Here is a 14495-nt window from a genome sequence, read left to right on the forward strand (position 1 = left end):
ATGACCCACACTGAACGCAAAATGCTCTAGATCTGACCTGACAATTTTTCGATTTGATGGCGATGAACTGTCCAGTTAGATTCTGTCTACACACTTTTTCTTCCAGATTTGTTTCCCCTCAATCATAGTTTTAAAGGGGGGCTTTCTACGGATCATATCTACATGGTTGTGTTGATACCATCACATCTGGCTTTGTCAAATGTCATGCATCAGGTCAAAAGGGGGCTCATCGCGAAAGATCCAGATGGAATATACTGAACTTGGAAAACGATATTTGGGAAGGCGCTTCTGAGTGTGGGGATGCTTCTCGACAGCAAGCGGAGATGTTACTTTTCTATTGTACCTAGAGACACACTCCTCGCGTAACTCTCTAAATGTTAATTAATAATTAATCTTAATTGACCCTTGAGGCATGTTTGTGTCATATGGTGTGGCTGTACACGTTTTGCGTGCATGCTATGGTATGTTGTTGGGTGGGGTAAAGGCGTCTAATGCTCGTTGAACGCCAAGGGGAATCAGTAAGTAGCACAAATAAAGAAGTTACTCCGGAAGCACCGATAAGAGATTCTGGCGTCAATTCATTGTGCATGATGTTGCAGTTTTTAAAGCTGCCAGCTGATCCAAAGTTTATTAAACATGAGTTTTGTCCAGCAGGTCAGGACATCGATGAAATTGGCATTGTTCGTGCCTCAAAAGCACTTGAAATCAAGGCACGTGCTGTCACGGTTAAGCCCAAGCGTCTTGAAAAAGCCGCTTTACCTGCTATTGCCGTTGCAAAAGATGGTAGTTTCTTCATTCTTGCAAAGGTTGCTGAAGGACAATCTCTGATACAGGTTCCGGGGCAAGCTCCACAAAAGCTTTCTTTGGATGAGCTTTATGAAAAGTGGACAGGTCGAGCTATTTTCCTGACGCGCCGTGCGGCGTTAGCTGGTGAAGAGCGTCGGTTTGATTTTACCTGGTTTATTCCGGCGATTGTTAAATATAGAAAACTGTTCGGTGAAGTTTTGCTGGCTTCTTTGTTCCTGCAGCTCTTTGCTTTGGTTACACCGCTGTTTTTTCAAGTCGTGATTGATAAAGTTCTAGTTCATCGTGGTCTGACCACATTGGATGTTCTTGTTGTTGGGTTGGTGGGGATAACACTTTTTGAGATCACGCTTGGCGGTTTGCGGACCTATATTTTCTCTCATACAGCCAGTCGGATAGATGTTGAGCTTGGGGCGCGGCTTTTTAAACATTTGCTTAATTTACCAATCGCTTATTTTGGTAGTCGTGCGGTTGGGCAGACGGTGGCCCGTGTCAGAGAATTGGAAAGCATACGCTCATTTTTAACGGGGAATGCACTGACGGTTGTCCTCGACTTGCTGTTTACGGTCGTTTTTCTGGCTGTCATGTTCTACTTCAGTCCGACCCTGACATACATCGTATTGGGATCAATCCCCTTTTATATCATTCTGTCTGTGTCTATCACGCCAGAATTACGCCGCAGAACCGAAGAAAAATTCCAACGTGGGGCGGCAAATCAGGCTTTTCTGGTAGAGGCTGTTTCCGGTATTGAAACCTTGAAATCAATGGCTGTTGAGCCTCAGATGCGCCAACGTTGGGAAGAGCAGCTCGCGGCATATGTCAAAGCATCCTTCCGTGGTGTTGTATTGGGGACTTTTGGTGGGCAGGGTGTCCAACTCATAAACAAGGTTCTGATGGCTCTTTTACTGTGGTTCGGTGCAAAGCTTGTGATCGCCGGGGATCTTTCGGTCGGGCAGCTTGTTGCGTTTAATATGTTGTCCGGACAAGTCAGTCAGCCCATTCTGCGCCTTGCGCAGCTGTGGCAAGATTTTCAACAGTTCAGGATCTCTCTGGATCGATTGGGAGATGTACTAAATACCCCGGCAGAGCCCCAACAAAACCTGAACCGCCCCGCATTACCACCGATCAAAGGTCATATAGAATTTGATCGTGTTGTGTTCAGATATAAGGCTGATGGTCCCGAGGTCCTGAGAGGAATTGACCTCAAGATTAAGGCTGGTGAAGTCATTGGCGTTGTCGGGCGTTCCGGGTCTGGTAAATCAACACTGACAAAACTAATACAAAGGCTCTATGTTCCGGAATCTGGTCGAGTGATTGTTGACGGAACTGATTTGGCTATGATGGACCCTACCTGGCTGCGCCGTCAGGTTGGCGTTGTTCTGCAAGAGAATATCCTCTTTAATCGTTCTATAAGAGATAATATTGCGCTTTCAGATCCGTCATTATCAATGGATCAGGTCATTGAGGCTGCTCAGCAAGCGGGCGCCCACGAGTTTATTCTGGAGCTTCCCCAAGGGTACGATACCATTTTGGAAGAAAGAGGCGGGGGGCTTTCTGGCGGGCAACGTCAACGTATTGCGATTGCACGTGCGCTTGTTGCAAATCCATCAATCCTGATTTTTGACGAAGCCACGTCCGCGCTCGATTATGAATCAGAGCGCATTATTCAGGATAATATGCAGAAGATTTGCCTGGGACGGACAGTTATTATTGTTGCGCACCGTCTATCAACCGTACGTCGAGCTGACCGGATTGTCACATTGGAAGCAGGTGTGGTTATTGAGCAAGGCTCACACGACGAGTTGTTGTCTCAGGACGGGCGTTATGCGGCTCTCTATCGTCATCAGATAGGAGAGACCTGATGTTCGCAGCATTTAGTAAAGCATGGCAGGTTTGGCGTGCGGCAAAAGCAGAAGATAAAGCCCGTATCAAAGTAGAGCGCAAGGGTGATGAGCTGGAGTTTCTGCCAGCAGCACTGGAAATTCTAGAGACACCAGCTTCACCAACAGGGCGTTTTCTGACCTGGTTAATAGCCATACTGTTTATTTCTGTCGTTACATGGGGATGGTTTAGCAAAATAGATACTGAAGCTGTGGCACAGGGGAAAATTATCCCGGGTGGTCAGGTCAAGACTATTCAAGCGCTTGAAATAGGAACCGTCCGTGCAATTCACGTCAAAGAAGGACAGCGGGTTAAGGCGGGTGAGCTTTTAATTGAGCTTGATCCGACAGACAGTGATGCGAACGAAGAGCGTATGGCGCAAGATCTATTATCTGCCAGATTGGATGTTGCTCGTATCAAAACGCTCCTTTTACAGGTGGCTGGTGATGAAGACTATGATTTTATCGCGCCGGAAGGTGTCTCTGAATCTTTAGAGCTGGCGAGTAGAGCGTTACTTTTACAAAGCACGACTGAGCATAGATCCCAGATGGCTTCGATCGATAGCCAAATAAGCCAACGTCAGGCCACGTATGGTATGACGCAATCGAATATTAATAAGCTGGCCGGTGTAGTTCCTCTGCTTGCCGAGCGTGTCTCGGCACGTGAAAAGCTTGTAAAAAAGAAAGTGGGGGCTCGCACTACTTTCCTTCAGTTAAAACAGGAATTGGTTGAGGCAGAAGGTAATCTTGAAATAGAGAAGTACCGACTGCAGGAAGGGCAGGCTGAATTAAATAGTCTGCGCCAACAGCGTGCCGAACGAGAAGCGGCTTTTCTGGCTGAGCAACAGGCGGCCTTATCAGAGGCGTTACAAGAGCAAGCTGCTTTGGAGCAAGAGCTACGCAAAGCAGTTGAACGTAATCGTCTAAGACAGTTACGTGCACCCGTTAATGGTGTCGTTCAGCAACTTGCTGTTCATACCGTTGGTGGTGTTGTTCAGGCTGCGCAGCCTGTGATGGTGATCGTCCCCGAGGGAACACCATTGGAAATTGAAGCCATGGTTCTTAATAAGGATATTGGTTTTGTGGAAGTCGGTCAGGTTTCTGAAATCAAAGTAGAGAGCTTTCCCTATACCAAATATGGAATGATTGAGGGAACGGTTGAGCAGATTTCTGCTGATGCCATTGAAGATGAAAAGCAGGGGCTGATCTATAAAGCCCGTTCATCGATGAACACGGATAAAATTCTTGTCGAAGATCGCTGGGTTCCGCTGACGCCGGGTATGTCGGTAACAGTTGAGGTGAAAACCGGAAAACGACGTGCAATCGAATTCTTCCTCGCTCCTTTCCTTAAATATCAGGATGAGGCGTTGGGGGAACGATGAAACAAACAAGAGTTTAAAGACCCTTGAGGGGTAAGAAAGAAAAATTAATCCGGATTAATCAAATGATGCATGCCGGAATGTAACAAAGTTGATTTAAAAAAACAGCGCATAGAAAGTGAGATAAAAAATGGCTAGCAAGACGAAGAAATCAACCGCGAAAACTTCTACCTCAAACGCAGGTGAGAAAAAAAGCACTGTACAGGAACAAACAATGACATCTGCACAAAATACTGAAACCACTGCTCAGCAAGAACAACCTGGGCCCGTAGAGATGTTGGGGCAAATTTCATGGTTGATGATGCAATCCCCTGCACATAAACACTTTTTCTATGCTGATGCAGAATGGCTGATTATGCCGGCTTTAATACAAAAACAATTCCGGGTTTTTCGTAAAGATGGTCAACCCGTTGCCTATGCAAGTTGGGCGCACCTAAACGAAGAAGCTGAACAACGCATTATGCAGGGGATTATCCGCTTAAAGCCTAGCGAATGGAATGCGGGTGATCGTCTCTGGCTGATCGATCTTGTTGCGCCATTCGGTGGAGAAGAAGAAATTCTCCAACAGCTTCGTGAGCAGGTCTTTAAAGAGGAAAAAATTAAAACATTACAGCCTGCACCAGATGGAAACGGGATGGCAGTGGTCGAATGGTGATCTGATTAATCGGATAAGGCGTAGATTATGAGGAAAGCTTTGTATTTGAGTAGGGTGTTCAAAATTCTGATGGGAGTTTTGGTGGCTATTTTAAAGTCATATCCCTCTATGTTCTTAATGTGTTTAACTATGATTTCTGTATTTCTCGTAGTTGATACTACAGAGCATTCCTTTTTTAGCGCGAATGAAACCTTAAAAGTACTTTCTGGATCTATAGTAGAGTTTTGGTATGGGTATTTATTAATAGGATACTTGTTCGATCTTCTGTTCTACATAAGTAATCCTTATCATGGACATGTTTTTGAATCGAAACAATATCACCCATATATTTCCAAATTAATGCCTACCCAAATTAGAAAACACATGGTTCATATCTTTCGAACACAAGATGATAAGTTTTTGTGCTATCGACTTTTCAGTTTGTTGAATTCTGCATTTTGGATCCCCATGAGGCTATGGAGTTTTGTCATAGCAAAAGAGTTTAGAACTCGAATAGCACGGCTAAGAAAAGAATATTTCGACCTGCATAAATAGTATTTATTTGCGATTTTTCTTCCGGAGTTTCGGCTTTTTCTAATAAACGCATTTATTGAAAAGAATTTAGGAAATTATAAATGTCTCTATATATAGATATTACTTCAAGCGATAGATTTAACGCTCCAAGCAATAGACCAAGTTATACTTATAATAGATCCACTAATAATGTAATTTATAACTATGCTTCTGCATCTCCTTATAAGAGGTATGCAGAAACTGCTTACACCTATGCTAAGTCAACAGCGAAATCCGTATATAGTTACGGCAGAGATAATCCTAGTGCTGTTGGTGGTGCAGTTGTAGGTGCTGGTTTTACTGCAGTAGAAAGCTATTATAAATATGAAAGCTCAGCGCCTTCTTTGAATAAACCAAGCAGATTTTGGAATAAGAAGTCATTAAAAGCACTGGGAAATAGACTTCATTATGCAGGAGCGGCGTCAAGCGTCCTATTCGCTGGATATAACGTTTATGCTAGTAAACCTAAAAATTCTCGAGAAGCTTTTCAAAGTGTAGGAAAAGAGGCTGCTTCTGTTGCCGCATCTTATGTAGCTGGTAGGGCTGTAGGCTTTGTTGCTGGTAGGGTACTAGGTGCTGCCCTAGGATCTCTTATTGGTGGACCAGTCGGATTTGCTGCCGGATTATATGTCGGAGGACTCGTCGGTAATTATGTAAGCTCATTGTTTGATCCTTTGCTTATCGATATAGACGGTGATGGTATTGAGCTCTTAAATAATGAAGAAACGACTGTCTTATTCGATATGAATAACGATGGTAAACTAGATCTGACAGCATGGGCCAATTCAGATGATGGATTTTTAGTTCATGACCTAAACTCCAATGATCAAATTGATAATCGTACTGAAATGCTATCTGGTGCATATGCAAATGGCGATTTTAATTCCGGCTTTGAAGCCCTGAAATCATTAGACAGCAATGACGACGGTATATTTAACCAAGAAGATGAAGCATTTTCAGAGTTAAAAATTTGGAATGATTACAATCAAAATGGTTTAACTGAAGCGGGAGAATTAAAATCATTATCTGAGGCCGGCGTTTTATCGATTGATCTGTCCGAGCAATCTGTTCAGCAAAACGTCGGTGGTGGTATTAAAACAGATACGTCAACCTACACAACAAACCTTGGTACTTATGAAATCTCTGACTTCGAACTTCTTACTCAAACAGGTCAATTTGTATTAGAGGGCAGTGTAAATAATGTTCTTAGGTATAAAACAGAAGAGAATGTAATATTTGGGGTAGTTGAGCAAGATATTGATTACACAATTGAGCTTTCAGATGCAGGGTTTTCTGGTTTAATCGGTCGGGATGGGAACGACACCTTTAGTTTTGAAGGGAGTGTTGGGGTTCTGATTCGAGGAGGTGGTGGTAATGATATCATTACTGGTGGAAGTGGTAATGATTTACTTATAGGAGGCAAAGGAAGTGATAGTATAAGTGGGGGAGATGGTAATGACCTTATTTATATAGATGTTGATGATATTAATATTGATGGAGGGAATGGAGAAGATACTGTCTTATTCTCTCAGAATTCCGGTATTAATTTTGATATGGCTGCCGCTAATGTCGAAATTGTAATAGGCGGAGATGGTGATGATCAAATAAGCGCGACTGGTGGAGAGGCTTCAGTTGCGATTGTAGGTGGCGGTGGTCACGATATAATAAATGGTAGCTCTTTCAATGATCTACTTGAGGGAGGAGCCGGAAATGATACTATTCGTGCTGGCGAAGGTACGGATATTATTACTTTTTCTGGGAATGTCGCAGATTACTCTATTGTTTATAATGAAAATGGTAGTGTAACTGTTACAGATAAGAGGGGGGATCACGCAAGTAATGATGGCACTGATACTATCTTTAATGCTGAAAGGCTGAACTTCGTTGATAGTGTCGTACATTTAGATGGTAAAAATAATGCCCCTATCGCTTCAGGTGAAAAGTTTACCCATCGAGGTACTTTTTCTCGAACTTTTGAATTAAGTGAATTACTTGAAAACGACATAGACATTGACGGAAATCAGCTTTCTATTGTTGGGGTTGGCGGAGCAGAAAACGGGGTTGTTACTCTTGAGGCTGATGGGCGGGTAACTTTCGATCCGTTCGAAGATTTTGTCGGGAAAGCAAGTTTTCAATACACAGTTGATGATGGAAATGGTGGTCGTTCAACAACAACAGCAACAGTTAATGTAAAGCAGGAAGCGCCAAGCGATACCTACTATGATCGACAGTGGCATCTAAGTTCTATCAATATTGAAGATGTCTGGGATGATTATACAGGTGAAGGTGTTGTCATTGGTATTAATGATGATGCCGTTGAGATGGATCATGCTGATTATGATGATAACTACGACAGCTCCATAGACTATGACTATGTAGATGGTGATGGTGATCCTTCTCCAACGACAAGTGAAGGTATGGCGCATGGCACCTTTATCGCCGGGATCATTGCTGCTGAACGAAATGGCGAGGGTGTAGTCGGTGTTGCTTATGATTCAACGATAGCTGGATTTCGACGCAAGGGTTATCGACTTGATGGCCAGTGGAATGTTGATATATCAAACAACAGTTGGACACCCCTTGCGGATATCGGAGATGGAGCCCGCTCGGCAGACGGTACAATCTTTTCTGCGGGCGGCCATAATGCTCAGCTTCATGCCGATTTGGATAAAGCTGTATCGCAAGGTCGTGGTGGCCTGGGCACAATTATTGTCGCCTCTGCAGGTAATACACGACATGTTCATCAGAACTTAAATCATTTTGATTTGAAAAGTGCCCGGGAATCAATCGCTGTTGCCGCGATGGATGCGAATGGGGCTCATACCTACTTTAGTACTCCTGGGGCGGCTGTTCTCGTTGGTGCGCCCGGGGCGGCGATTGTCTCGACAGATAGGCAAGGAGCAAATGGCTATAATACCTCGGCACCCGAAGCTGTCGAGGTTGCAAGTGCAGAGGGAGATTCCCTCTCGTCTACTGCGCAAACATCAAGCCTGCATGGTGACTACGCTGATGGTGACGGTACATCCTTTAGTGCACCGGTTTTATCCGGTGTTATTGCCCTTATTTTAGAGGCTAACCCTAATTTGGGGTGGCGTGATGTACAGGAAATTTTGGCTTATTCAGCCTATAATTCTGACCCAGCTAACCCGGACTGGCAGGTAAACGGTGCTGGTAACTGGAATGGAGGTGGTCTTGAGGTTAACCATGATTCCGGTTTTGGTATGGTGGACGCCCGTGCAGCGGTTCGTTTGGCTGAAACCTGGACGCGCCAGAGTACTTCGGCAAATGAGGTTAATGTTACTCAGAGCAGAAACTCGTCAATTTCAATCACCGATAATGATGAAAATGGTATTCAGGATAAGGTTACTGTAACAGATAGCATCAATATTGATCATGTCGAAGTTTCTGTGAATATTGATCACGGGCATATTGGTGATCTTCAAATTACACTTACCTCTCCAGACGGAACGGAGAGTGTGCTTCTCAATCGTCCTGAAAAAAATTTGGCAGACCCCAATAGTATTGGGGCTGCAGAAACAAAAATTAACTGGACCTTTTACAGTACGCACCATTGGGGTGAAACATCTGCTGGTGACTGGACACTTACTGTCAAAGACCTGCGTACCGGTGCCACAGGTACACTTAATAACTGGGCGTTGAAACTTTATGGTGATGCTATCACCAATGACGATACCTATATTTACACCGTTGATTACGCTAAATTTACTGGCGCTGAAAACGAAGGTCGCCGTGTCCTGGAGGATACCAATGGTAGTGATACAATAAACACTGCGGCTATAAATACTGATGTCTATATAGATTTGAACTCTGGAAAAGATAGTAGAATTGTTGACAATATTCTTACCATTAAAGAAGGCAGTATTATTGAAAACGCCTTTGCCGGGGATGGTGATGATATCCTTATTGGGAATGATGCTGTCAACTGGCTAAGAGGTGGACGTGGCGATGATGCGCTGGAAGGGGGCGCTGGTGCAGACCGCCTTGATGGTGGGCAAGACGAAGATACAGTAAATTATCACCGTTCGACGGCTGGCGTAACAGTTAACCTGAATGATGATCTCGCTGAGGCAGGGGGGCATGCTCAAGGGGATATTCTGGAAAATATCGAGCATGTTTCTGGATCTGAATTTGAGGACAATATCACAGGTAATAGCTTTGATAATATTCTCGAAGGGGGGGCAGGAAATGATACCCTATCCGGTGGTTCAGGGGATGATCAGCTGATCGGCGGCACAGGTGCTGATACTCTTATTGGTGGGGAAGGTCGAGACCGCATTTCTGGCGGGGCAGGAAATGATGTCATTGATGGTGGCGCCGATGAAGATACGGCGTTCTATAGTGGTTATCATGAAGATTATACAATCACGACCGCCAACGGAACGACCACTGTTCAGGGGGCAGATGGTACAGATACTCTGACGAATGTAGAGTTTCTTCAGTTTACTGATAAAAAAATCTATCTGGGCAGCAATGCGGCACCAGTTGCAACTACGACAACCAAAACAGTAGATGAAGACAACAGCTTAACGCTTTCTATCACAGACCTGGTGGGGGCGGTTTCTGATCCGGATGGAGATACTTTAGTATTTGAATCAACAGGTAACCCTTCTAATGGTTCAGTAAGTTTAGATGGTTTGGGGAATGTGATATTTACCCCGGGCGAAAACTTTAATGGTGATGCCAGTTTTGAATATACTGTCGCGGATGGTAAGGGGGGAACTGCGACTGCCGTCGTAAATGTTTCTGTAACACCTGTGAATGATGCGCCGACCATGTTGAAAAGCATAGTCGCGTTGCCAAAAGGATCAACCGTTACAGGAAAGGTTTCAGGAGAGGATATAGATGATGCCTCAGAAACACTTACCTATTCTCTGGAAGCAAACGCAGCGAATGGTAGTGTAACACTTAATACTGATGGTACATTTACCTATACTGCTACCGTCGATTACACAGGCGCAGATAGCTTTGATGTTAAAGTAACTGATGCGGCAGGAGAAACCTCTGTTGAAACGGTATCGGTTCAGGTAAATGCTCCTCCTGAATTGGGAGAAGTCGTGGTTGTAAACGGTACGCCACGCCCGTCTTTTGGTGCAAACAAATTTGATGCTCTTGCCCTTAAGCCTTCTGTTACTGCCTTAACTGGTGGACGATACGCCGTAGCCTGGGGTGATTTTCGATCTGAAAATGGTTTTGATGTCTTCACTCAGGTATTTGATTCTGCGGGCAATGCTATTGGCCCAGAAAGACGGGCAAATACTTTCTTAAGCAAAAACCAAAAAGAGGTCTCAATTGCTGGCCTTGCTGATGGTGGTTACGTGGTCACATGGAGTTCTCAGGACCAGGACGGAAGTGATGACGGCATATATGCACAACGTTTTGATAGCGCAGGTGTTCCCGTTGCTAATGAATTCCGTATAAATGTTGGAACTCAGAGTTTCCAATTAATGCCCAATGTGATCGGGTTGAATGATGGCACCTTCGTGGTCGCCTGGAACTCTTTCCAAGCAGATGGTGATCACTGGGGTGTCTTTTTAAGACGCTTTGACGCAGACGGAACGGCTCTTTCTGGTGATATCCAAGTCAATTCTGAGATTGTTAATCGTCAACAGGCCCCCAAAATCGCCTCCCTGAATAATGGTGGTTTTGTTGTTGTCTGGGAATCTTATGATCAAGATGGCAGTGCTTTTGGGGTTTACGGTCAGCGTTATGATGCAGCTGGGCAAGTAATTGGCGATGAGTTCAGAGTAAATACTGAAACAAGTTTGAACCAAAATAATGCGCAGGTTTCCGAGCTAGAAGGTGGTGGCTTTGTTGTCGTTTGGCAATCATACGAGCAAGACGGAAGTTACTACGGCATTTTCGCTCAAAGGTATAACGAACAAGGTCTTCCCGTTGGGGATGAGTTCTTGGTCAACTCGGAAGATACAAATTTTCAACAATTGGATGCATCTGTTGCTGCTTTGCCTGATGGCGGATTTACTGTTAGCTGGGCAACTTACTCTAGAAGATCGGTTGTATCTCAGCGGTATGATGCCCTGGGGCAGAGAGTTGGTAATCAGCAGGTTGTGGATACATTTACACAGCCAGATTATGTCAAGCCAGTAACCGTAGCTCTTGATAATGGTAACGTGGTTGTTGTCTGGCAATCATCAGATGGAGAAGGACAACCAACTGAAGTTCGTTCCAAACTTGTAGGTACTAAGGGGGATACAGAGTTTGCCTCCATGTTCCTTGTTGGGGGCAGTGGCCAAGACACACTTATGGCTGGGGATGCAGATGATATCCTGTCTGGTAAAGATGGTGAAGATACACTTATTGGTGGCGCTGGCGATGATACTCTACAAGGTGGATCCGGTGTAGATACAATAGATGGTGGCTTAGGTATTGATATCGCTTCTTATCGGGATAGTACTTCTGCTGTCAATGTTGACTTGGGAACAGGGACTCACACAGGTGGTGATGCTGAGGGAGATACGCTGACAGGCATGGAAGGCATTCTTGGGTCTGGGTTTGCCGACACATTAACAGGTGATGCGCAAGATAATATGCTGGAAGGTGCATATGGTGCAGACACTATTGATGGTGCAGATGGTAACGATACAGCATCCTATAAACATTCCTTTGAAGGTGTAACGGTTAATCTGGAAACAGGGGTTACTCGAAAAGGCGACGCTGAAGGTGATGTTCTATCAGATATCGAAAACCTTCAAGGTTCCTATTATAATGATCAGCTAACCGGTGATGACGGTAATAACGTACTGGAAGGTGGTTCTGGTGCAGACGTTCTCGACGGATCTGCCGGGAAAGATACTGCTTCTTATAAATATTCCCTTAATGCTGTTACCGTCAATCTATCTGACAGTTCTACTGAAACAGGTGGTGATGCCGAAGGGGACCAGTTAAAGAATATTGAGAATGTTATCGGTACAGATCACAACGATATAGTAACGGGGGATGATCAAGCGAACGAGTTGATCGGTGGAGATGGCGACGATATTCTTCACGGACTTTCAGGGGACGATATCGTTCATGGGGGAGCTGGTGATGACCTGCTGGATGGCGGTGATGGTGCCGTTGATAAAGCCGTATTTTCCGGCAATTTGGCCGATTACAAAATTATCAAAAATGCCAATGGTAGTTATACGGTAACGGATACTGTTTCTAATCGTGATGGTGTTGATAATGTTGCTAATATAGAGTTTCTTGAATTTTCAGACCAAGTCTTTGAAGTTGGTGGCAATCTTGCTCCTTATGCAAATGGAGGTGTTATTGCACTAGCTGAAGATCAAGTGATTTCAGGAAAGCTTGGGGCTTCGGATCAAGATAACAACTTGGAAGATTTGACCTTTGGAATTGAAACTCAGGCTTCAAATGGCACTGTAATTGTCAATTCTGACGGAATTTATACTTACACTCCGAATGTTGATTTTGCTGGCGAGGATACCTTTAGCTATAAGGTGACTGATATCGATGGCGCATCTTCTATTGCTGAGATGAAAGTAAGGGTATTTGACCAAGCAAAACATTTATCTGCTTTTACAATTAACCAAACTCCTCGCCATAATTTAGGTACGGATTTGGCAGATTCATATGATGCTAAACCGTCTGTCACAAAGCTGGTTAATAATAGGGTTGCGTATGTTTGGTCGGCTAAATCAGCGGCTGGAGATTATGATGTTTATTCACGTATTTATGACGCGGGTGGTAATGCACTTACATCAGAACAGCGTATAAATGTTACGACAGTAGATAAGCAGGCGAATGTTTCTGTAGCAGGTCTGGCATATGGCCATGTCGTGACTTGGACATCAAATCTTGAAGATGGAAGCGGAAGTGGTATCTATGCGCAAGTTTTTGATGACAATGGAGAAAAGTTAAATGACCCTGTAAGGTTAAATCAAAATTCAGCCTCTGAACAAGATGCTTCTAATGTCACAGGTCTAGCTGATGGCGGGTTTGTTGCCGTATGGCAATCTAATGCTCCAGGACTTGATGGTTATGAAATTATCGCACGTCGCTTTGACAAAACTGGACAATCGATATCTGGTGATATTGTGGTTAATAGTACGCTTGTTAGCCATCAGGTTTTCCCTGAAATAACGACACTATCTGATGGTGGGTATGTTATCGTTTGGGAATCAATAAGTGAAGATGCGGCTAAAGGTTGGGACGTTTATGGACAACGCTTTGATAATGCTGGAAATGCAGTAAATAGTCAGTTCCAAATAAATGAGCACATTGCGTCACATCAAAGGAGACCTCAGGTAACAAGTTTGGCTGATGGTGGCTTCCTTGTCGTTTGGCAATCGTTTAATCAAGCTGGTACCCAGTACGGTGTTTATGGGAAAAGATATAATGCGGATGGTAGTGTACATAGTTTAGAATTTGCCGTGGACCTTAATACGACGGATAAGCATCAATTAGACCCGGTCACAGTTGCTCTTTCTGATGGTCGCTTTGTTATTGCGTGGTCTGATTACACGAATGGTTTGAAGGTCAGACTTCGGTATTATAATGCTGATGGCACCGTTGAAACTACGCGTGCATTGGCTATTCCTGCGGTGAATTATTACAAACAAGATCTTACTGTTCTTGATGATGATTCTGTTGTTGTAACATTCCATTCAAATAGTAACGCAACGGGTACCAATACCGATGTTAGGTCAGTAATTTTTCCAAGTCCTCAAACAACTGAGTTTGCAGGAATGTTCTTGAAAGGTAGTGCGGGAGACGATGTTCTTTCTGGCGGGGATTCTGCTGACGTTCTATTTGGACATAGTGGCACTGATATTCTCATTGGTGGTAATAGTGATGGAGATACTTATCGGTACAATCAAGGTGATGGTAAGGATACAATCCGTAATACCGGGTTAAATGCCAAAGTAGTGTTTGGTGAGGGCATTAATCCCGCAGAGATGACCTATAATAAAGTGGGCATGGATCTTGTTGTTCAAATATCGAACTCTGACCAACTCACAATTGAAGGTTGGTATTTAGGGGATGAGCATAAGGTTTCGTTTGAATTACTGGATGGTCAGGAACTGTCTTTCACAATTATTAATGATAATACTGATCCTGTTGCGAATGCGTTGTTCATTTCAGCTGTTGAAGACGGTGGTGTTGTCACAGGTACTCTATCCGCCAGTGATATCGATGGTGATGCGCTGAGCTTCAGCCTGAATACAGGCCCGAGTGAGGGATCAG

At 44.1% G+C, this 14495-nt stretch carries 4 protein-coding genes; all 4 read left to right on the forward strand.

Annotated elements, in window-relative coordinates:
- The first annotated feature begins 491 nt into the window (after positions 1 to 491).
- Positions 492 to 2666 (forward strand): type I secretion system permease/ATPase, encoded by a 2175-nt coding sequence (locus tag WH95_RS10980; protein WP_046506951.1) that lies wholly within the window; start codon positions 492 to 494, stop codon positions 2664 to 2666.
- The gene (locus tag WH95_RS10985) at positions 2666 to 4066 is read left to right on the forward strand and encodes an HlyD family type I secretion periplasmic adaptor subunit (protein WP_052741956.1); all 1401 of its coding nucleotides are present in this window, start codon (positions 2666 to 2668) and stop codon (positions 4064 to 4066) included. The genes WH95_RS10980 and WH95_RS10985 overlap by 1 nt, the downstream gene beginning before the upstream one ends.
- A 127-nt stretch (positions 4067 to 4193) precedes the next feature.
- Positions 4194 to 4718, forward strand: a complete 525-nt coding sequence (locus tag WH95_RS10990; RefSeq protein ID WP_082114113.1) for a protein-lysine palmitoyltransferase — start codon at positions 4194 to 4196, stop codon at positions 4716 to 4718.
- A 614-nt stretch (positions 4719 to 5332) separates the two neighbouring features.
- On the forward strand, positions 5333 to 14495 hold a 9163-nt coding region (locus WH95_RS11000), incomplete at its 3' end, for an Ig-like domain-containing protein (protein WP_046506960.1).

Source organism: Kiloniella litopenaei, assembly GCF_000982415.1.
GTDB lineage: Bacteria > Pseudomonadota > Alphaproteobacteria > Kiloniellales > Kiloniellaceae > Kiloniella > Kiloniella litopenaei.